Source organism: uncultured Murdochiella sp. (assembly GCF_902488755.1).
Taxonomy (GTDB): Bacteria; Bacillota; Clostridia; order Tissierellales; family Peptoniphilaceae; genus Murdochiella.
On record NZ_CABTXF010000014.1, the window covers coordinates 1 to 21,159 of the forward strand.

General features: G+C 50.5%; 22 protein-coding genes and 2 tRNA genes. 2 read left to right on the plus strand and 22 right to left on the minus strand.

Annotated elements, in window-relative coordinates; translation table 11 throughout:
* The 20 genes from RDL68_RS02590 to RDL68_RS02685 all read right to left on the minus strand — a co-directional run.
* Positions 1-182: type II toxin-antitoxin system PemK/MazF family toxin (locus tag RDL68_RS02590; RefSeq protein WP_308540116.1), on the minus strand; the 182-nt coding region annotated here is incomplete at its 3' end.
* Positions 160-1,536 carry an NAD(P)H-hydrate dehydratase gene (locus RDL68_RS02595; protein ID WP_308540117.1) on the minus strand — a complete coding sequence of 459 codons (1,377 nt, stop codon included), beginning with the start codon at positions 1,534-1,536 and terminating at the stop codon, positions 160-162. The genes RDL68_RS02590 and RDL68_RS02595, both read right to left, overlap by 23 nt.
* A complete protein-coding gene (locus tag RDL68_RS02600) occupies positions 1,497-2,831 on the minus strand; it encodes an amidohydrolase (protein ID WP_308540118.1) in 1,335 nt (444 codons plus the stop codon). The genes RDL68_RS02595 and RDL68_RS02600 overlap by 40 nt, the downstream gene beginning before the upstream one ends.
* Positions 2,828-4,198, minus strand: a complete 1,371-nt coding sequence (locus RDL68_RS02605; RefSeq protein ID WP_308540119.1) for a hypothetical protein — start codon at positions 4,196-4,198, stop codon at positions 2,828-2,830. The genes RDL68_RS02600 and RDL68_RS02605 overlap by 4 nt, the downstream gene beginning before the upstream one ends.
* A 68-nt stretch (positions 4,199-4,266) precedes the next feature.
* Positions 4,267-5,043, minus strand: a complete 777-nt coding sequence (locus RDL68_RS02610; RefSeq protein ID WP_308540120.1) for a nitroreductase family protein — start codon at positions 5,041-5,043, stop codon at positions 4,267-4,269.
* 237 nt (positions 5,044-5,280) lie between these two features.
* Positions 5,281-6,165, minus strand: coding sequence for a metallophosphoesterase (locus tag RDL68_RS02615; protein ID WP_308540121.1), 885 nt, complete (start codon positions 6,163-6,165; stop codon positions 5,281-5,283).
* Between the two features lie 106 nt (positions 6,166-6,271).
* On the minus strand, positions 6,272-6,964 hold the full coding sequence (locus tag RDL68_RS02620) for a V-type ATP synthase subunit D (protein WP_308540122.1): 693 nt from the start codon (positions 6,962-6,964) through the stop codon (positions 6,272-6,274).
* The gene (locus tag RDL68_RS02625; protein ID WP_308540123.1) at positions 6,961-8,451 is read right to left on the minus strand and encodes a V-type ATP synthase subunit B; all 1,491 of its coding nucleotides are present in this window, start codon (positions 8,449-8,451) and stop codon (positions 6,961-6,963) included. Before RDL68_RS02625 ends, RDL68_RS02620 begins: the two co-directional genes overlap by 4 nt.
* Positions 8,444-10,219, minus strand: a complete 1,776-nt coding sequence (locus RDL68_RS02630) for a V-type ATP synthase subunit A (protein WP_308540124.1) — start codon at positions 10,217-10,219, stop codon at positions 8,444-8,446. Before RDL68_RS02630 ends, RDL68_RS02625 begins: the two co-directional genes overlap by 8 nt.
* 13 nt (positions 10,220-10,232) lie before the next feature.
* Positions 10,233-10,541 (minus strand): V-type ATP synthase subunit F, encoded by a 309-nt coding sequence (locus RDL68_RS02635; RefSeq protein WP_308540125.1) that lies wholly within the window; start codon positions 10,539-10,541, stop codon positions 10,233-10,235.
* Positions 10,534-11,598: a V-type ATPase subunit gene (locus RDL68_RS02640; protein ID WP_308540126.1), complete on the minus strand. Its 1,065-nt coding sequence runs from the start codon at positions 11,596-11,598 to the stop codon at positions 10,534-10,536. Before RDL68_RS02640 ends, RDL68_RS02635 begins: the two co-directional genes overlap by 8 nt.
* Positions 11,598-12,152, minus strand: coding sequence for a V-type ATP synthase subunit E (locus tag RDL68_RS02645; protein ID WP_308540127.1), 555 nt, complete (start codon positions 12,150-12,152; stop codon positions 11,598-11,600). Before RDL68_RS02645 ends, RDL68_RS02640 begins: the two co-directional genes overlap by 1 nt.
* 26 nt (positions 12,153-12,178) lie before the next feature.
* Complete coding sequence (locus tag RDL68_RS02650) at positions 12,179-12,649, minus strand: V-type ATP synthase subunit K (protein ID WP_066924556.1); 471 nt, start codon at positions 12,647-12,649, stop codon at positions 12,179-12,181.
* 33 nt (positions 12,650-12,682) lie between these two features.
* Positions 12,683-14,626, minus strand: a complete 1,944-nt coding sequence (locus tag RDL68_RS02655; RefSeq protein WP_308540128.1) for a V-type ATP synthase subunit I — start codon at positions 14,624-14,626, stop codon at positions 12,683-12,685.
* Positions 14,613-14,936, minus strand: coding sequence for a hypothetical protein (locus RDL68_RS02660; protein WP_308540129.1), 324 nt, complete (start codon positions 14,934-14,936; stop codon positions 14,613-14,615). The genes RDL68_RS02655 and RDL68_RS02660 overlap by 14 nt, the downstream gene beginning before the upstream one ends.
* Before the next feature lie 109 nt (positions 14,937-15,045).
* Positions 15,046-15,118 (minus strand) — tRNA-Lys (locus tag RDL68_RS02665).
* A gap of 31 nt (positions 15,119-15,149) precedes the next feature.
* A tRNA-Thr gene (locus RDL68_RS02670) sits at positions 15,150-15,222 on the minus strand.
* 124 nt (positions 15,223-15,346) lie between these two features.
* Positions 15,347-15,976 carry an ABC-2 transporter permease gene (locus RDL68_RS02675; RefSeq protein ID WP_308540130.1) on the minus strand — a complete coding sequence of 210 codons (630 nt, stop codon included), beginning with the start codon at positions 15,974-15,976 and terminating at the stop codon, positions 15,347-15,349.
* Positions 15,973-16,824: an ABC transporter ATP-binding protein gene (locus RDL68_RS02680; protein ID WP_308540131.1), complete on the minus strand. Its 852-nt coding sequence runs from the start codon at positions 16,822-16,824 to the stop codon at positions 15,973-15,975. The genes RDL68_RS02675 and RDL68_RS02680 overlap by 4 nt, the downstream gene beginning before the upstream one ends.
* Complete coding sequence (locus RDL68_RS02685; protein WP_308540132.1) at positions 16,781-17,194, minus strand: GntR family transcriptional regulator; 414 nt, start codon at positions 17,192-17,194, stop codon at positions 16,781-16,783. The genes RDL68_RS02680 and RDL68_RS02685 overlap by 44 nt, the downstream gene beginning before the upstream one ends.
* A gap of 576 nt (positions 17,195-17,770) precedes the next feature.
* On the opposite strand from RDL68_RS02685, the gene RDL68_RS02690 reads away from it, so the two are divergent.
* Positions 17,771-18,058, plus strand: a complete 288-nt coding sequence (locus RDL68_RS02690; RefSeq protein WP_308540133.1) for a GNAT family N-acetyltransferase — start codon at positions 17,771-17,773, stop codon at positions 18,056-18,058.
* Between the two features lie 3 nt (positions 18,059-18,061).
* Positions 18,062-19,291 (plus strand): peptidase T, encoded by a 1,230-nt coding sequence (pepT, locus tag RDL68_RS02695; RefSeq protein ID WP_308540134.1) that lies wholly within the window; start codon positions 18,062-18,064, stop codon positions 19,289-19,291.
* Positions 19,292-19,294: 3 nt separating this feature from the next.
* Here pepT and RDL68_RS02700 read toward each other — a convergent pair whose 3' ends face one another.
* Both RDL68_RS02700 and rlmB read right to left on the minus strand, forming a co-directional pair.
* A complete protein-coding gene (locus tag RDL68_RS02700; RefSeq protein ID WP_308540135.1) occupies positions 19,295-20,401 on the minus strand; it encodes a hypothetical protein in 1,107 nt (368 codons plus the stop codon).
* A gap of 2 nt (positions 20,402-20,403) precedes the next feature.
* Positions 20,404-21,156, minus strand: a complete 753-nt coding sequence (rlmB, locus tag RDL68_RS02705) for a 23S rRNA (guanosine(2251)-2'-O)-methyltransferase RlmB (RefSeq protein ID WP_308540136.1) — start codon at positions 21,154-21,156, stop codon at positions 20,404-20,406.
* Between the last annotated feature and the right edge of the window lie 3 nt (positions 21,157-21,159).

Here is a 21,159-nt window from a genome sequence, read left to right on the forward strand (position 1 = left end):
GCAGAGGTCGGCATACGGTTCTTATTGCGTTGGGAAGTAATCGCTGCCACGATCACGGTCGGACTGTATTTATTTCCAACGTTGTTCTGCAAAACCACCACGGGACGAACGCCGCCTTGTTCGGAACCCTGTACGGGATCCAAATCGGCAAAAAAAAGATCACCCCTGGTTATCTTCTGCATCCATCTCCCCTTTCTCTTCCTGTTCACGCAAAACGTGGAACAACCGAAATGCCGTCGGTATATACCGTAACAGATCAGAGGCGATCATGCACTCTTCTCCTAACGCTTCTTCTGCGAACTCGCCTGCCAAACCATGTAGGTCGCACGCTAAACGCGCCGCTGTTCGCGTCGGATATCCCGCACCCAAAAAGGCAACAAGCATCCCCGTCAGTACATCGCCCGATCCGGCAGTCGCCATTCCTGCTGTTCCGCTCGGATTCAACGTCGTATGTTTACCATCCGTGACGACGGTATCCGCTCCTTTTAATACCACAAAAGAATGAAAATCCGTAGCAAATTGCTTCGCCGTCTCTTCACGGTGCGCACGCAGTTCTTCCACCGCTATGCCGCTGATACGATTCATCTCCATTTCATGCGGCGTAAGCACTACGTCCTGTTTCAGGTTTTTTAACCGTTCGGGACAGGATGCCAACGCGTTGATGCCATCCGCATCCAACACGCAGGGCACAAGAAGACGATCCGCTAAGTCGGCAACAAAGGACGCCGCTTCGTCAAAACGGCTCATGCCCGGTCCAATCGCCACGGCAGAACAATCCGAAACCGCATCAACCACGTCCGGCAAATGCGCAAGCGTAAAATGTCCTTTTCCGTCATCCGGAATAGCCCGAACAATGCCCTCCAACAGCTTATTCTGCACAGCGGCGGCAATGCTTTCCGGAACAACCGCATACACCAGTCCTGCGCCGCAGCGAAGTGCCGCTTGGGCAGCAAGACAAACCGCCCCGACCATGCCACGGGATCCGCCAACTATGGCGACTTTACCATATTGCGTCTTATACCCCGTGCGGTCGCGCCGAAGAAGCGAGGCTGCCAATTCACGATGTTGCCCTCCCTTTTCCTGCAGCAACGAAAGCGCATGCGCGGAGAATCCGCCTGTCGTCTGTAGTGCAACGGCAGGCGAAGGCGATACCACACAAACCGCCGCCGCTACGCCCCCATCATGGGTGATGGCGATTTCTGCCCTTTCGGCAAAACAACTTCGCAGCTGCTCTTTAGCACGACCGTGAAGGCGAACCATAGGGGCGCCGTTTGTGTCATGTGTAATTTCCATCGCGGTAAAAGGAATCTTCCCTATACCCGTGCCCAAGGCTTTGCTGATGGCTTCTTTCGCCGCAAATAACCCTGCCATGGTTTCTGTGGGGTGGGGACTATTTTTCACATAGTTTCGCTCTTCGTCGGTAAAAACACGACGCATAAACGATGCACCGTGTTTTTCGTTAGCAAAGCGGGCAATCTCCACAATATCCAAACCGATCATACGCCCTGTCCTTCCCTTTGGCGCAGTCGCTGCCATGCCTGCTGCGCCTGGGTGCAAATCGCTTTTTCATCCTGTCCCGGAAAACAACCGTCCTGCATCCGAACAATACCATCAATCATGGTCAGTCGCACATCATCGGAAGACGTGGCATAGACCAATGCCGCCTCTATATCTTCCGGCTTTGGCGTATGGCGCACATGACGGAAATCCACCAGAATCAAATCTGCTTTTTTGCCTATCTCGATGCTGCCTAACTCATTTTCCTGTCCGATGGCGCGCGCTCCTCCTCTGGTCGCCAGCCATAACATGGTGTGCGCGTCGGCAGCCGTCGGATCCAGCGTATTTCCTTTCTGGATGAGAGAGCCAACCAGCATCTCTCGAAACAGGTCTTGCGCATTGTTGGAGCTTGGACCATCCGTGCCAAGTGCTACCGTGACGTTCGCGCGAAGCAACTTTTCGAGGGGCATAAAGCCGCTTGCCAGTTTCATATTGCTTACGGGATTATAGACGCAGCACGCGCCTCTCTCCGCGATACAGGCAATGTCCTCATCATCCAGCCAAATAGCATGAGCCAGCAAGGTGTTCGGTCCTAAAAGCCCAGCAGCATCCATAAGCTTTGTGGGCGACATGCCATAGGTCTTTCGACACTCCGCATCTTCTTCTCGTGTTTCGGCTAAATGCAGATGAAAGCCAACACCCCATTCTTCTCCCAGCGCCTTGACTTTTTTTAAGGTTTCCGGCGAACACGTATATACCGCGTGCGGGGCTAACCGCATCCGGATACGTCCTTCTTCCGTTTGGAAGACGGCGAGCCGTTTCACTTCTTCCGGACGGGTGGAGACGCTGCCATCCGTAAAAGCCGGACACAATAATGCACGAATGCCCACATCCTGCACTGCGCGCGCAATCGCGTCCTCTTCCATGTACATGTCCGCGAATGCCGTGGTTCCGCCACGCAGCATTTCGAGAATACTCAGCTTCGCCCCGGCAACAATGTCTTCTGTCGCAAGATGCGCCTCTAACGGCCAAATATAGTGCTCTAACCATTCTTTTAACGCAACATCGTTCCCGTAGTTGCGAAAAAGACTCATGGCAAGATGCGTATGCGCATTGATGAGTCCGGGAAGAAGCACATCCCCCTTGGCATCAATGACCTGCTCCGCTGACCAATCCTCTACCTGTTTTTCCATCCCCCCACGGGGCTGTTCGCCATCCTTCGCCGAAAAGAGGGCAACAATTCGCCCATCTTCAATATAAACCGATGTTTGCGGTAAAATATCGCCTGCATCGTTCATGGTAACGACAGTTGCATTTTGTATTACGGTTCTCATTTCTTCTCCTCATCCTCCGTCGCATCGATTGCACGCAATGGATAAAAGCGTCGAAAATGCGCCATAATCGCTTCGGTATCTTCCGGGTCTTCCGTGCGCAAAGTGACCGAGACATTGCGCTTTAAGGAAGCCGTTCCGGAACGGATAAAGTCCTGGGGCAACAGCCGAACCATGGTGGCGTGTTGCAGGTACCCTTCGGTCATGGCATCAATCCACTCCTCTGCCTCTTCCACATTGCGCCCCTCCTCGCGATACGCCTCGCGAATTGCGTTGATGACACGAAAATAGAGGTAATCGACAAAAGTACGGAAGAGCTGACGCGGCTTCACATGCGTATTGAGATCGAAAAGAATATGCACCAGAAGGTTCCAGAGGATATCTTCGTTCGCAATTTGTTCTAAGCGCGCGCCAAACTTAGCCGTCATGGGGTCATGATAGTGGATGGGCGGATCAAACGTAATCCGTTCACCGAACAGTTCAAGAACACGCTGTCCGCTAAACGCATCATCCATGATACGCAAAAATTCCATGGCGTACTGTTCCCGTGATTCATATTCTACACGCGCAAACAGAAAGTCGGTAATGAGATCAATCGCCAACCGAAAATCAAAGCTGACATGATACTGTTCGCGCAGAGGCATGAGATACGCATCCTGCACCAGACGACCGATCATGGTTTTTAACTGCTCTCGCGCCTGAAACTGATCCGGTGAATCCAGTGTTCCCAGCTGGTCGTAGAGCATCTCCATCTGGCGGTCGATAATCACCAAATCGCCCATGATGGAATCCATGATGTCGTGTACAAACTTTTCCGTCAGCACATAATTATAGTTTTTATACAGAATTTTGTGGTCAATTTCATTCCAGAAAACATTGACGATGCTCTTAATCTGCAACTCGAAGTTAAGTACGCGCTTGCCCAGAAAATGCCCGTCAATACGATACGAACGATACCCGTTCTTCTGGTTCTTCGGCTGTGGTTCATCAAGGCGCAGCTCAATGCGTGGATCGCGATCGCATTGGTAAAATCCGTCGGATCGCTTGGTGGGAAAAAGGGTGAACAACGTGCGGAAAATCTGTTCTTCATCCCGAATAAAACGACATTCGATGCGACAACCAATCAAATCCGAAATATGCCCAAAAAGCTGTTCGGCGGAAACCGTATGTAAAAGATTTTGCCGGATGATTTTCTCTTTTAAGCTATCGTCGGCTTTCACGCGCGAGGTGTAATTGACGAAACTATCCAACGAACCAAAACTCTGCTGAAAAAAAGAGTCGATCGCCTGCTGCGCTTCTTCAATCTCAAAGCGCAGTGCGTGTTTGAGTTCAATGGCTTCATCAATATAGGAAAAAAGAGGTATTTTCACGAGAGTCTCCTTTGTTTTTACTCTATGTTCAGAGGATGCCTTCCATTTCCCTGACGTCATGCACAAACTTACTCATCCGCTGCCGATACGCTAAACCCAGCTTGGGACAAAAACAACAGCAAAGCATCCCGACCATCCGCGGAATCCGAAAAAGAACGAATGACCTGCTGCGTAAAGGGAGAAATGGGATGTTCAGGGTGGCGAAGATCCGTGTACGTTTGCATTTCGGTGTCATAGTGCGCCAATGCCGCCTCATCGGGGTTCTCTACCGGATAGGTATTTTCGAAAAAACGCATGGTCTTTGGCATTCGGGGCTTCTGTTGCGGCGTTTCCTCCGGATGCCCGAAAATAACGGCAATCGCCGGATACGTGCCGGTCGGTAAATGAAGTGCTTCGCGAATACGCATTAGGTCATTGGCGATACTGCCAATAAATGCGCCGCCCAAATGCAACGCTTCGACGGCGTTCATCACATTTTGCGCCATGAGAAGAGCATCCGCATACGCCGACAGAAATTTCCCCATCCCCATCGTCGGTTTCTGTCCGGTTTCCTTTTCCACTATGGTCGCGTTACGATGCACATCCGCAAGAAAAACCCAAAGTTCCGGTGCTTCCGCGACATAGGGTTGTCCGGTAACTTCACCAAATGTGTTGCGCAGCGCATCGTCCGTAACGCGAATGACCGAAGCCATCTGCAATCCGAGTGCGGTTGCTGTACGATCCGCCACCTCTCTAATCTGTGCTACTTGCGAGGGAGCTACTGGCTCATGCGTAAATCGGCGAATCGTGCGATGACCACGTTGCGCCGCCAATACATTGGCTTCCTCGTTCTGCTGTTTTTCCATCTGTCCCCCCCCTGTTTCATCTTCTCTCCCCTTAACACCGAGGTTCGCCTTTCCCGGCGGTTGATCAGGCGTGCTTTTGCGACGCTTCTTTGGTATAGTACGCCATCGCTTTTCCCCATGCCCGTTGCCATATCTTTCAATGCGCTTTATACCCCAAAATCGCCATTTGGATAACGTTTTCTTCTTTTCTCGAAAAAATCGCGCCGAAGCGCGATTTCTCTTATTTTTCTTCCGTCACTATGCCCTTGCCGCTGGACGCGGCGAAAAGTCGAGATGAAAACTACTCTCCTCTTCGTTTTGCTGTAACGTTAAGTCCTCTACTTCAGCAAATTTCTCGTCCTTCTTCTTGCGCATAAACGTGCCCACCGAACGAATGATGACTTTCGCCGCATGGAGCATCTCCGGATCGGTAATTACCACCGATTCCATACTCAAGTTGCCATCATCTAAATCTAAAACACGAATCACGGGCTCATCCAAAATATCGCTGAATTGTAAAAACGCCCAGTTCTTGTCAACATGATAGTGATCGCGGTGTTTGTGTCCGTTAATGTAAATTGCCGTGCCGCTTTTGAGTTCCAGAACGTCATCGAGGGACATGTGCGTAAGATAGCGTCCTTGACTATCCGTCATGCGAACATGATTACACGGATGATGAGCAAACACCACCACTGGTTTTGTTCCGGCGCTAAGTAGCTGATCACAAATCCAGCGCGACTGCTCAATGCCCATATAAGATGAGTTCTTGCGAAATGCCGCAACACGCGCGGTATCGACATACAACAGGCGCACATCCTCCTGATCATCCGCCCGGTACAGCCAACGCAATCCGCTGATGGTGCGAAAAGTCTCTTTTCCACCAAACAAAATATCGTGATTGCCGATAACCGGTTCAAAACGCTGCTCATCGCGTTTTGTCTCGCGGATAATCGAGAAGATTTCACGCAACTGCCGTTTTGTTCCGAAGTGCGTTAAATCGCCGAGACATACATAACGATCCGCTTCCACCGAAAAAAACGCGCGAAAAAAGCGTGTATAAAATTCGCGATTCAATTTTCGTTTTGCCGAGCCGTGCAGAAACATTGAGGTGTAATGCACGTCGCCGATACAGGCAATCCTCATCGTTCATCCTTTCCGCTTCGACAGTTTTCCTCCTGCCGAACCGTCCGTACTATACCATGGAATTGTGAAGGGTACGTGAAGGTCGCATGGTCTTCTTCGGGATTTTCTATTGATTGGTTTGCAAAAGCACCTCAATATCCTGGCGTCCTTCTTCTCGCGCCTGCGAAATCAAATCTTTGATTTTTAACAGACGCGTAATCGTTGCGCGATCTTCTTCTTCCAGCTTCATACGAATATACGTAATCGTCTCCTCTAAATCCGGAATGGTGCGATACTCTAACGCATTGACGCGCCGTCTGGTAGATTCAATTTCCTTTGCCATTAATTGACAGCTTTTTTCGAGCTTCGCCAGTTCCAGCAACCGATCCATCACGGCATTGAGTTTTTCCAACGCCACATCTAACTCCACCGAAGTCTGCGCAAAGCCATAGGGATAGATATTGGCCTCCTGTCCCTCTTCCACGCCGGTGCGTTGAAACGTGAAGGCAGGAATGCGAACACTCATGATGTTTTCCACTTTCACTTCGACGCCCATACGCTGTTTCGAGCTTAACAGTGCGTTTTCCAGCATCGGATCGGACATAACGGCACTTGCCATGGAAAAGGCACGAAAGGCTTCTTGCAGTTCCTTTTCCACAGCTTCGCGCAAGGCGCGGTTTTCTTTCGCCAGCGCGATAAAGCGACGCATCAATTCGTCCTGCTTATCTTTCAGCAGTTTATGTCCGCGCTGGGCGGTTTTCAGGCGCTCTTTAAGCCCTGTCATTACCATGCGCGTCGGATTGACATTCAGGCGCGTCATTGCGCTTCCTCCTGTCCTTTCTCTCGTTCTTCTTCATGGCGTGACTGTTCCTGATGGAATTGATCCTGTTTCATCATCGCCACACGCGAAACGGCATCGGTCTCTGCACCGGTGCCCGTCGGTCCGAAATGCTCATTAATCATGTCGTCCTTAATGCGCTTGAGTTCTTCACGCGGCAACATGCGAAGCAGCTTCCAACCTAAATCCAACGTCTCCTCAATAGTGCGGTTGGTCGTAAACCCTTGGTTGACGTATTCTTCATCAAACGCATCCGAGAAATGCGCAAAGGCGATGTCCGCGTCCGAAAGCGCCGCCTCGCCGAGGATGGTGGAAAGTTCCTTCGCGTTGCGCCCACGTGCGACGGCAGCATATATCTGGTTCATCGTCGCCGCATGGTCTTTGCGCGTCTTTCCTTCCCCAATGCCCTTATCTTTCAAACGTGAAAGAGAGGGCAGAATATCAATCGGCGGGAAAATGCCTCGATTATAGAGACTGCGGTTAAGAATAATCTGTCCTTCGGTAATATAGCCCGTCAAATCCGGAATCGGATGGGTGATGTCATCCTCCGGCATGGACAAAATCGGAAGCTGCGTGATGGAACCCTCGCGTCCCTTAATGCGTCCGGCACGCTCATAAAGCTGCGAAAGGTCGGTATAGAGATAGCCCGGAAAACCGCGCCGTCCCGGTACTTCTTTTCGCGCAGCCGAAACTTCACGCAACGCTTCGGCGTAATTGGTCATATCCGTCATAATGACAAGAACATGCATTCCCTGCTCAAATGCCAGATACTCAGCAGCCGTAAGTGCGATACGCGGCGTCGAAATGCGTTCAATAGTCGGATCATCCGCCAAATTCATGAACAGCACAGCGCGGTTAATCGCGCCGGTCTTCTGAAAATCTTTAATGAAGAATTGTGCTTCTTCAAACGTAATGCCCATTGCGGCAAACACCACCGCGAACTTTTCATCCGTTCCGCGCACGGTTGCCTGACGGGCAATTTGTGCCGCCAGCTGATTATGCGGAAGACCGTTACCGGAGAAAATCGGCAATTTCTGACCGCGCACCAACGTGTTCAACCCGTCTATAGCGGAAACACCCGTTTGAATAAATTCGGACGGATACTGACGCGAGTAGGGGTTAATGGCGGAGCCGTTGATGTCGAGTCGTTTCTCCGGCAAGAGTTTTGGTCCGTCGTCGATGGGTTCCCCCATGCCGTTAAAGATACGACCGATCATATCCGTGGATACGCCAATCTCCTGCGGATGCCCTAAAAAGCGTACCGAGGTGTCGCGCATATTGATACCAGCAGAACCTTCAAAAAGCTGTACTAACGTAGCCTTCTCACTGACTTCCAATACCTTTCCGCGTCGCGTTGTACCATCTTGCAACTGTACTTCGACCAGCTCCTCATATTTCACGCCTTCCACGCCGGTTACCAGCATAATCGGACCGGAAATCTCGCGAACGGTTTGATAATCCTTAATCATTGATGACCTCCTGCTCCTGCATCAGCGTTTGAAATGCCGATGTCATCTCCTGACGGAGGGTATCCATTTCGTCCAGCTGTTCTTCGGGAATCTGACGCATACGCACGATCCGCTGACGAATCGGCATACTCTCGATTTCACGCAGATATACGCCATGCTCCAACGCTTCCTGCGCCTTGTCATGGAAAGCGAGAATAATCGCTAACATATCGTATTGTTTCTTTGCCGAACAGTACGTATCGACATCGTCAAAGGCGTTCTGCTGCAAAAAGTCTTCACGCAGCGATTTCGCAGTAAAGAGCTTGAGCTGATCACTGGGAGAAAGGGCGTCTTTTCCGACCAGACGGACAATTTCCTGTAAGCTCTGCTCTTCGGTGAGAAGAGCGATCGCCTGCTGCCGATGGTCGGCGAATTTCGGCTCGACCGCCTGACGGAAATACTCGTCCATCTTCTCTTGATAGAGCGAGTAGCTCTTCAGCCAGTTAATTGCCGGAAAATGGCGCGCGTAGGATAAGTCATAATCCAGACCCCAGAACACTTTTACGATACGCAGGGTGGACTGCGTAACCGGCTCGGAAAGGTCGCCACCCGGAGGGGACACTGCGCCGATAGCGGTAAGCGATCCCTCGCGTTCGTCGCTTCCGAGACAGCGAACAATGCCCGTACGTTCATAAAAACTCGCGATACGCGAAGCCAAATACGCCGGATAGCCTTCATCGCCCGGCATTTCTTCGAGACGACCCGACATCTCACGAAGCGCTTCCGCCCAGCGTGATGTAGAATCTGCCATTAACGCCACAGAATAGCCCATGTCCCGGTAGTATTCCGCAATCGTCATGCCGGTGTAGATAGAAGCTTCACGAGCGGCTACCGGCATGTTGGAGGTGTTCGCAATCAGAATGACTTTCTGCATCAAACTCTTGCCGGTATTCGGATCAATAATCTCCGGAAACTCATTTAACACGTCGGTCATCTCATTTCCGCGTTCGCCACAGCCGACGTACACAATGACTTCCGCATCCGCCCACTTAGCCAGCTGATGCTGAATAACGGTTTTTCCCGAACCGAATGGTCCTGGAATCGCTGCCGTTCCACCTTTTGCTACAGGAAAAAACGTGTCGATGACGCGCTGACCGGTGATTAACGGTACCGTCGGATCCATTTTTCGCGCTACCGGACGCGCCTGACGAACCGGCCATTGCTGCGACAAGTGCAGTTCCTGCACCTCTCCATTTTCATCTTCTAAGGTTCCAATGACATCCTTTACCGTGTAGGAACCGGAAGAAAGTGCTGTAATCTTCCCTTTCTTCTTGGGCGGCACCATAATCTTATGTTCCACAACTTCCGTTTCCTGCACCGTACCTAAAATATCGCCCACAGAAACCACATCGCCTACTTTTGCGAAAGCAACAAAATCCCATTTCTTTTCATAGGAAATCGCCGGTGCGGATACGCCGCGCTCCAGAAAGTCACCCGCCTTTTGCGCTAAATCGTCGAGCGGACGCTGGATACCATCGTATATCTGTCCAATAAGACCGGGTCCCAACTCGACAGAAAGCGGTGCGCCCAACGACGTTACCGGCTCTCCCGGTCCGATGCCCGTAGTCTCTTCATAGACCTGGATAAAGGCGACATCGCCCTTCATTTCAATAATCTCGCCAATCAGTCCTTTGTCGGAAACTTCCACCACGTCCTGAATATTGGCGTCTTCCATCCCGTCGGCTTCGACCAGCGGTCCGGAAACCTTAATGATTGTTCCTTCTTTCAATGTGCCCTCCCGTCTAAAAGATATTCATGCCCACGGCTTTTTCCACATTGGCTGCAATTTCACGCATACCGATGCCCTGTGAGCCGCTGCTGTTCGGAATCATGATAATGGCAGGAACGGCGGCGTTTCGGTAATGCGAAAGCGTCTCTTCCGCCCGTTCCGCCAACTCTTCTGTCATGAAAATGACCGCGTAATCGTTTCGCGCAAGACGTTCAATCGTATTGCGAATTTCGTGGTCTTCGGTCGGGGTAAACACCTCGATGCCCAGTGCCTCGAAGGCGAGTACCGAATCACGGTCGCCCACCACAGCTACTTTACGCATGACGGCTCCTTTCCATTTGCATTCCCGGCGTTGTTAAGCGCAAGTGGGATGCGATTTGTTCTGCAGGAAGTCCGATGCGTTTCGCACCCAACACGATATTGATATCCTGTATTTCGGTACGCACGCGCACCAAATAGGAAAAAAGCAAAGCTAAACCGGACTCTTTTCTTCCGGCTTCCGAAGCCAATAGGAATGCCACTCGATCTCGCACCTTTTCCACGGCATTGAGATCGCCCGTCTGAGCGAAGGCTTCCCATGCTCTTACCGTTTCTTTAGAGGCTCCGGCACGGCGAAGCATGGCGCAAATCTTCTCGTGGTCAACACCGCTTAGCGCATTGCTACCGTCTTCTGTCACCGGCGAGGAGACTTTCGAAGATAGCAAATCCTCTACGCGAATCGTTCCACCGGGTAAAAACACCTGCGCCAAAAAGGACTTCGGCTGTCGTTGAAGGCGCGCACGGAAAAAAGATAGTAAATTGGTAAAATCCGTCATTTCCTGCGCATAGCGCAAGAAAAAGGGACTGTCTATTTTTCGGCTTAGTGCCTGAAGCTCCGCAAAATACGCTTGATCCAGCAAAAAGTCCACTTTCTGTGCATCACCGGTTTCTGCCCAAACTTTTGCCGCTTCGACGGCCGTTTTTTCGGCTAACCTGGCTACGCCGAACGTCTTCTTTTCCGCAATCTGCTTTTTAAGACGCGGAATACAAAGCGTGCCAAAAGGAAAAAACAGCGGCGAAAAGCGTTCCGGCTCGGTGGATGCTTTCACCAGAATCTTGAGGTTATGGTAATCATAGTGCAGAAACAGCAAGCGTTTCTGATCCGATTCATGTACCAAACCTAACACGAAATCCGCTTGGTTCTGCAATTCTTTCTCAAGCACTTCCGATACGGCGTAGGATTCCCCTTCCGGAAACAGCGCACCAAAACGGGTCTCTTTCAAGACCTGTAAAGCACTGTCATAATCTGGTGCTTCGCGCATACGATCCCATTGACCGGACGTAATAAGCGCTTTTTCTGCCATATGAATGCGCATGGAAGCAAAGGCTTGATTGTCCATCATTCCTCTCCTTCCGCCATTGCGCGAATGACCTCCTGCTCCAGATCGTGGCGCATATACTGCAAAATTTCGAGATAATCATAATTTTCACGCATCCCTGCGCGACGAACGCGGAATCCGCACGTAAACGCATCCGATTTTTCCACCTTCATGCCCACAGGCGTTCGTAGATCACTCTCTTTCGGCAACTCCAAAACAGCATCTTCCGGCAGAGGATGCTTCGCGAGATAGGCATTCAGCGCATCTTGCCGTCGTGCAGCGTCCAAATGCAGGAGCTTTTCTTCGGCAAGCGCGAAAACTTTTTCCATCAGTTCCTGTTTCGCACAAAGACGCGTATTGCGTTCTTCTCGCTCGTCCTCGGCTTGAATGCGATCGACAATGATCGGCTTTTCCCGTTCGGCATGAGCAAGAATATCCTCCGCTTCCCGATGCGCCTGCTGCAGCGCCTTCTCTTTTTCTTGCTGCACCTGCTTCTTTGTCGCGTCAACGATCTCGTTTTCCTGTCTTTTCGCATCCGCGCGTATTTGTTCAATCAGTTGTTCTACTTGAGCCATGACTTCCTCCTTTCTTTGTGGAGAAATCACGCCTGCAGAACCAAAATCAACGAGATAATGAACGCCAGAATGGCATAGGTTTCCACCATGACGGCATAAACGATGCCCTTGGTGAACTGCTCGTCATTTTTGGCAAGAATTTCAATGCCGGCATAGGCAACATTGCCCTGGGCGATAGCGGAAAAATAGCCGACAAAGCCGACAGGCATACAGGCGAAGAGCAGATGCAAGCCTTTTTCGAGGCTCATGCCCTGCGAAACGCCTAAGAGCAAAACAACCAGACCGATAACAAAGCCGTAGAGTCCCTGCGTACCCGGAAGAAGCTGCAAAACCATAGATTTACCGAATTTTTCCGGCTCGTCAATCACAACAGCCGCCGCCGCTTCGCCCACATGGCCGACCCCTTTGGCTGACCCGGCACCGGAAAAAATCACCGCAATGGCAATGCCCAAAAAGCTAAAAATCATTCCTCCGTTTTGTAAGAAAAACTCCGTCATTTCATCCTCCTCCATTTTTCCTTCTGCCGTGGATTAACGCTCGCGCGGCGACTGCAATTCAACATATTTCGGCTCGGGACGCATCCCGCGGAACGGTTTGCCTCCCCCTTCAAAAAACTTTCCAAAAAACTCCACGTAAATCAGACGCATCGCATGGACGTAGGACGACAACGAGCTCAAGAAAAGATTGAACAGGTGTGCGCCTATAATGATGACCGCGGCAACCACAAATCCCGGAATGCCAAGACCGGTAAGCATTCCGCCAATCATATTCATCGCGTAGCCAATGTACGCGCCGGCAAGCATAATGGCAGTAAGGCGCGTATAGCTGACCAAATCTCCGATATAGCTTGTCGCACCATAGAGATTGTAGAGTCCCCACGTAAAGCGGCCGATGCCTTTTTCGTCTCGTGCGGAAAACAACAAAATCAGTACCGCGCCAACAATCGCCATGACAAATCCCACGGTTTTGAAGAGCGGATTTCCTTTCAGAATGGTCGTCAATGCCACCATCAGTAGTCCAACGAGAATAAACATCCAGGAAAACACGTCGTAGACCACCGCTTTCGGATTTCCCTCACGCATTAGCTGAACGCCCTTCAATGCCAGACCGACTAACAAATGGACAAAGCCGAGGGCGACAGAGGCGACAATCATCGTCATAAAATCCTGCATCGGATCCAGCACCAGTGCCGGAATCGGAATTAATCCGCCAAAGAGCGAGCCAAAGCAAAGACCGACCAGCATAGTCGGTACGCTAAGCACCTGAAAAAAGCGCAAGGACATAGCGGTATTGGGCTTCCAGTGGAAAAACCGCAGCGCGATGGTCGTGCCGAGAAAAAGAAGCGCACCGTAGCCCAAGTCACCAAGCATGATACTGAAAAAGAGGATGTACCATGGAGCAATCAGTCCTGTCGGATCCATCTCTTTATACAGTGGCAGCGAATAGGTTTTGACGATATTCTCAAAAGGCTTCGCAATGGCGTTGTTTTTGAGCAGAATCGGCACTTCCGGATCGTTTACATCCGCTGGAGAGACCGTCAGCATATACCGTGCCGGATCCATGTCCCCCGCGACCGCTTGGGTAAACGCCTCGACTTCTTCAGTCGGCACATAGCCCTTCATAAAGCTGAGCATTTTGGAGTATAGCAAACGATCTTCCGCAGCAAGCAAAGAACGTTGTTCCGCTCTTTCTTCGTACGCGACCTCAAGAGAGGTCAGCCATTTTTCGCAAAGCTGCTTCAAATGCACCTTTCCATCCGCAATGATCTTTTGCTGCGCCATGGTATCTCTGTCCAGCTCTCGGAGTTGCTCGACAATGGTACCGCCGTCTTCCAGGGGGAACGGCTGAAAGCTCGCATCGCGCAACACCGCGCTCAATCCTTCATCTTTCCCGTTAGTCAGGACGAGGACGTAGTATACTTTTGCGTCGCCATCCAAAAATTCAATGGCGGTTCCCGTCGCTTCGGAGGCAACGTATTTTCGCACATCATCCGCCCAACGCTGCGGAATCGTACCAACCATCGCCTGAATGCTGCGCATGGCGGAAAGCTGCTCTTTCGAGACATCCAGCGCGGACCAATGCGAAAGCTCCTGCTTTTTTTCTGCATTGGCTTTACTTTTCTCCGCCGCACGATGCATCGCTTCTCTTTCGTTGTGAATTTCGTCGAGAATCTCTTCGACAGGAATCTCTCCGTTTGTCTTGACATGCGGGAGCGCATTGCCGAGTTTCTCCGTCCAATGCGCAGGAACGGGAACATACGGACGCAACGTCTCTATCGCTTCTTCCAGTCGGGAAAGCTCGCTTTGCAGTGCGTTGTGTTCTTTTGTCAGGGAGAGCGCATGAATGCTTTCGTCGGGCGGTTCTCCCTGTTCCACGATATGTACCTTGTCAAACGTTTGCAAGCGTTGTAATAAAGCATCCCGTTCCGAAGCAAAAAAGGTGAGCTGGAAAACGGACATTTTAACGATCGCCATAATGTAACACCTCTTCTACCATGCGATCGGCCATGCGGTTGACCCAGGCGGCATCCTGCTGACGACTCTCTTCCACACGCGCCTTTTTCTCCTCTGCGCCTTTCGCCAAAGCCGATCTTGCCTCCTTCTCATATTCCTTTTTCAGGGTAGCCGCTTGCTCCTGCGCCTCGACAATTACCGCTTCCGCCTCTTCGCGGTAGGCGCTTCGTCCTTCCTCCAGCATCGCTTTTGCTCGATTTTTCGCTTCCGAAACCAGATGGGTAGCTTCCTCTTCGGCAGCCAATATCTGCTGAATCGCTTCTTTTGCCATTTCTCCTCCTTCCCATTTACAATAACCTGCATTCTCTATACCCGATTATAGACAAAAGCGATCATAAAAAAAAAGCCGTTGGAATCGAATGTTCCAACAGCTTACGGTATCCACCCTCAGGGACTCGAACCCTGGACACCCTGATTAAGAGTCAGGTGCTCTACCAACTGAGCTAAGGGTAGTCACTGCACGCAAGGGCTTGCGTGCATAGAAAGCTGTCTACCGGGATTGAACCGGTGACCTCAGCCTTACCATGGCTGCGCTCTACCTGCTGAGCTAAGACAGCGTTCCGCGTCAATAGCGTCATTTGCGTAACATGGTTATTTTAGTCAAGAAGGGAGCTCTTGTCAACACTTCGTCCCATGATTTGTCGTCCATCCGCATAAGGTCCATAGCGGCTAGGACGAGCATTAAAACTCCCGACGTGCATAAATGCGATATGAAATGCCAAAGGATAGCGCATTGCATAATAGGGTCAACACAAAGAGCCCCAGACTGATCCACACGGTGGGAACGGCGTGCAGGCGTTCAGATAATGCAAAGGGTCGGATCTTTGGTCCCACCCATGAAAAGAAGGCAAAGAGCAAAAAATAGAGAATTACAAAGACAATGCGTGCCTTGTCCTCATCGAAACGATACATGAGAGGCAGCTGAATCGCCGTAATTACTGTAATGAGAAGAAGGAGTACCGACACGATCAGATGCCATGGCAGCGAGAACATCTGCTCCGGAGCCAATGCCGTGAGGAGAATCGAAACCATGATGCCGATACCGGCGATTATCCAAACGAAGGCAAAGCGGCTAAGTACGACCACCTTGCGAGAAATCGGCGTAGGAATCAAATAGGCATCCATTTTATTGAGGCGGTCGTTCCCGAAGAGCATTCCGATAAGAATCATCGGGAGCAGCACGAATACCATAGGAAACACCAACAGTTTCTTTTCCATAAACGAATAGCCACCGATAAGGGCGACGAGTAGTGTCACAAGGAAAAGTCCTCTTTTCACCGTGAGAAAGTCTTTGTATAATAACGCCTTCATGACCGTGCCCCCTTAATCCAATACACCATGATATCTTCAATGCTTGCTTTTTCCACGCCCAAGTCCTTTGGCACCATCGCACGTTCTACCAACACATCCGCGCCAAACGCATGGACGCGCTTTCCTATAATCGCAGCCGGATCAAGACTGGCTAATTGGTCTACGCTTACGGTCACGATGCCGTATCGATCCTCCAGTTCATCCTTCGCTTCCATGAAGAGAAGTTTGCCCTCATGAATGAAGGCAATGTAATCTGCCACTTTTTCAATATCCGAAAGAATGTGCGAGGAGATGAGTACCGTATGGTCGTCTTGTTGGATAAAGTCCAGCAAAAGATCCAACACGTCGTCCCGTATGACCGGATCCAATCCACTCGTCGCCTCATCCAGAAGAAGTAATTTCGCACCGTGGGAAAGAGCAAGCGCCATACCGAGCTGCATCCGCATTCCGCGCGAATATTGGCGGATGGCACGATCTTCCGGCAAATGAAATCGCTTAACCAACGCATAAAAGGTATCTTTTTGCCATGCTTTTCCATATAAACCGCGATGAAATACTTCCGCATTTTTTACTGTCATCTCGCCAGGAAGATAGAGGTCATCAAACACACAGCCTATCCGCTGTTTCTCCTCTTCCTGCATTTTCGATGTTTCCTGCCCCAAAAGGCTGATTTTTCCAGCATCTGGACGAATCATCCCCAGTAACAACTTGATGGTTGTGCTCTTCCCTGCGCCATTTTCGCCAATATAACCGACAATACAACCTGTGGGCACAGAAAAGGTGATCGGTCCAAAATGAAAACCTTCAAATTTCTTTTCCACTTCCCGAAGACAAATCGCTTCCGTCATGGTCTTCCTCCACTAATCGCAATAATTCATGGACTTCCTGGCGCGAAATATCCGCAAGATCTGCATAGTGCAATGCTTCTGCAAAACAGGACTCCATTTTCCGCAACAGTTTTTCCCTCATCAACTCCCGATTTTGCGCCGCGACAAAGCTGCCTTTCCCCTGGACGGAGTGCAGAAATCCTTCCCGTTCCAATTCATCGTAGGCTCGTTTCGTCGTAATGACGCTTACACGAAGCTCTTTCGCCAAAAAGCGGATGGAAGGAAGCTGCGCATCTTCCTCCAACGCACCGCTAATGATGGCGTCTTTGATTTGCTTCTTAATCTGCAAGTAGATTGGTTCATTACTTGCATTTTTGATCTGAATATTCACTTTTTCCTCCTACAACGTTGTATGTTTATATTGTATATGTACACTATATAACTGTCAAGTGAATATATGGTGCACGAGATAGTTTCTTTTGGATAGCGGTATTTGAACACGATTTGCGAGGGCCGGCTAATGGTTTTCGACCCTGGCTAAATCCGTTTTTCGTCATTTGCCAGGGGTCGCCTGATGATATGAGACCCTGGCTAAACCCGTTTTTCGTCATTTGCCAGGGGTCTTCGGATGGTTTTCGACCCCGGCTAAACCCGTTTTTTATCATTTGCCAGGGGTGCCCGATGGTTTGAGACCCTGGCTAAACCTGTTTTTTGCCATTTGCCAGGGGTCGCCTGATGATATGAAACCCTGGCTAAATCCGTTTTTTGTCATTTGCCAGGGTCGCCCGCTGATATGAGACCCTGGCTAAGTCCATTTTTTGCCGTTTGCCAGGGTCGCCCGCTGATATAAGACCCTGGCTAAACCCGTTTTTTTTTCATTTGCTAGGGGCGCCGGATGATTTTGACCCCTCCCTTTTCTTCCTCATTATGGGTATAACGAACAAAACAGAAAGGTGAAGGTGAGACCATGGAAATACGGAAAGACAAAAACCAGCATCGATTCGTTCTATATGACGGCACGAAAGAAATCGGATCGTTGTATTACCGACCGGAAGCGAATGGGGATTGGATTGCAGAACATACTGTCGTCGATAAGGCTTACGAAGGTCGAGGTTTAGCAAAAAAACTTGTAGATACCCTCATTTTGGAGGCGCAAGAAAAAGGAATCCGCGTGCAACCGGCTTGTTCATACGTTGAAAAAGTCTTTTCTGCTGAACCCGACCGTGTTAAAAAGATTTGGAAAACAAAGGAGTAAAATATGGAATCTGTCGTAGAAAAGCTGCAACGTTATGCGGCATTGGATACCCAATCGGATGCCGAATCGAAAAGCTGTCCCAGTACGGAGGGACAATGGGCTTTAGCGCGAATGCTGAAACAGGAAATGGAAAACATGGGGCTCGTCGATGTGACGTTGGACGAAAACGGATACCTTTTTGGCACCCTTCCTGCCACTGTAGCGGCTGAACAGGAGAAAACTATACCGGTGCTTGGTTTTCTTGCCCACATGGATACTGCGCCCGATTTTCGTGGTGGAGCGAAAAACACCCGTATCGTGAAGGCAGATGGTAAGCCGATTCCACTCGGAAACGGTCGTACGCTGACAGAAGAAGTATGTCCGCTACTGCCCTCCCTGGTGGGAGAAGAATTGCTCGTAACGGACGGCTCTACCCTGCTTGGCGCGGATGACAAAGCCGGCATTGCCGAAATACTCTGTGCCATGGAAGAGCTTATAGCGCATCCGGAAATTCCGCACGGAAAAATTCGCGTTGGCTTTACACCAGACGAAGAAATCGGACGCGGTCCGCATCGCTTCGATGTTCAAGCGTTCGGGGCGGATGTCGCTTACACCATGGATGGTGGTGTTCTGGGCGAATTCAGCGCAGAAACCTTTAATGCGGCCTCCGCGGAAATCCGTATTGAAGGCGAAAGCATTCATCCCGGATCGGCAAAGGACATAATGATTAATGCATTGCTCGTCGCCATGGAGCTAAACGCCATGCTTCCGGCACACATGCGCCCGGAACACACCTCCGAACGCGATGGTTTTTACATGTTGGAAGAATTAAATGGCAATTTAGCCCACGCGGAAATGATGTACATCATTCGTGATCACGATAAAACGAAATTTGAAGAGAAAAAAGAACGCTTGCGAAAAATCGTCGCTTATCTGAATGAACGTTACGGGGAACGTATCTCGCTTAGCATCGAAGATTCTTATTACAATATGCACGAAGTAATCGCGCAATATCCGCAGCTTGTGGACATCGCTATCCAAGCCATGGAAGCTCTAAAGATTCCGCCGAAAGTGGAAGTTACCCGCGGAGGAACGGATGGCGCACAACTTTCTTTCATGGGACTGCCCACGCCCAACCTCTTTGTCGGCGGCATGAACTTTCACGGACCATACGAATTTGCCGTCGTCGGATGGATGGAAAAAGCCGTCGACCTGATTGTCGAAATCGCACGGCGCTTTGCACTATCGAAATAGCGATTAAGATCGTTCTTCTTCCTGTATATAGGATAGCAGCGAAAACAGCGAAATCGCTGTCTGCACGCCTTCCGATACAATCGCATTCGTAAAAAAGAGTTGATTGAGTTGGTCTCGATCTACTCCTTTCTCTCGTCGCGCCCAATCCGCCAATTGCTGTATTTCGCGGTATTGCTCCGCGCTCATGTTTCGTTTGGTCGTCTCATCGTCCATACGAGAAAGCAGAAAGAGACTAAACGAATCCAGATCGAAAAGCGCATCGGGATACGTGCTTAACAACCTGCGTAAGGCAAGCAGACGCTTGGCATGTATTCCCTCCGTCGAACCGGACAAAAGCCGAACGAGCGTTTCTTCCATAGCAGAAAGCGGCACTTTTTGTTCATAAAGACAGGCGACAAGCATCGCCGAAAAGAGCAGCTCTGCCAAAAAATCCGGTGTGCGACCGATGTTCTGCAACGCCTTTGACAAGGGATTAGCGACGATATGCAACTCCTGTGAGGAAGATATAGAAGAAAAATCAAGACTCGAAAAACTGCGCTGCAGCAATTCCAGCCCTTGAATAACCGAATAAAAATTCACTTTTCCTCGACTGTCCGCGGCATTTAGACCCGCACAGCCATACGTGCGACGGCGCGTATAGGGCAAAAGCGCTGCCGAAAGAAAGTAGCGGGAAAAACGGAGCGGACGCGATCCCATACTGCGATGCATCGCAGCAAGCGACTGGAGCATTTCCTCCGAAAGAGGGGGCATGGTTCTTCCGTCTCCCGGCTCTGTCGACACGTGCGCGCCATCCAGCAGCACGATGTCCCAGGCATCTCCCAAAATATGAAACGCTTTCATTTCCGACAAATAGCGACGCACCACGCTGCGGCTTTCCCGCACGGAGAGGTAAAAGACCAAACCATCTTTCTCGACGCTATGACGAAACGAAACAACAGAAAGCTCCCGAAGCAGCTTAAACAGCCCGATGACCACCAGATAATGGGCATCGAGCAGCATACAAGCGTTTCCCCGTGCATGAATCGCTAAACGGATACGAGCCGGATCCGACAACGAAATGGAAAACGGACGCTCATCCACCAAGGGATCTGCCGTCAGCAGCGCATTCATGCCTAATTGCCTTCCGAGACGTTTTTCGCACGTCCACGAAGCACTTCTGCCATAAGAACCGTCGCTGCGCAGGAAGCATTCAGACTGTCCATGGGACCGACCATAGGAATCGAAACCAGTACATCACATTTTTTGCGGGTCAATTCACTAAGTCCTTTGCCTTCGTTGCCAATAACCAAACAAACGCCGCCTGAAAAATCCGTTTTCCACAGGGTCTGCTTGGCTTCCGCCGCCGCGCCATACACCCAGATATTCGCTTTTTTTAGCTCCTCGATCGTCTGATTGACGTTGTTGATTTTGGCAATCTTCACGTAATTCGTCGCACCGGATGCCACTTTCTGCACGATGGATGTCACCGTTGCGGCACGACGCTTTGGCAAAAGCACGCCATCCGCGCCGAAACAAGCGGCACTTCGGATGATTGCGCCAACATTATGCGGATCGGTCAGTTCGTCCAACAACACGATAAATGGAGCGTGACCGGCAGCTTCTGCACTTTGCAAAATATCTTCCACGTCCTCATACGCGAAATCCGTCGCCAATAAAGCGACTCCCTGATGATTTCCGCCCTCCGTCATGCGATCTAACTTATTCTGATCGACTTCGATAATGGGCAGTTTGGCATCCTTCGCCATACCAATGATGCGATGAACCGCACCTTGCAGTCTTCCTTTCTGGACGTACAGCTTTTCCGCCTCATTGCCGTTTTTTAAGTGTTCCAAAACCGCATTGCGGCCAAAAATATAATCACTCATTTT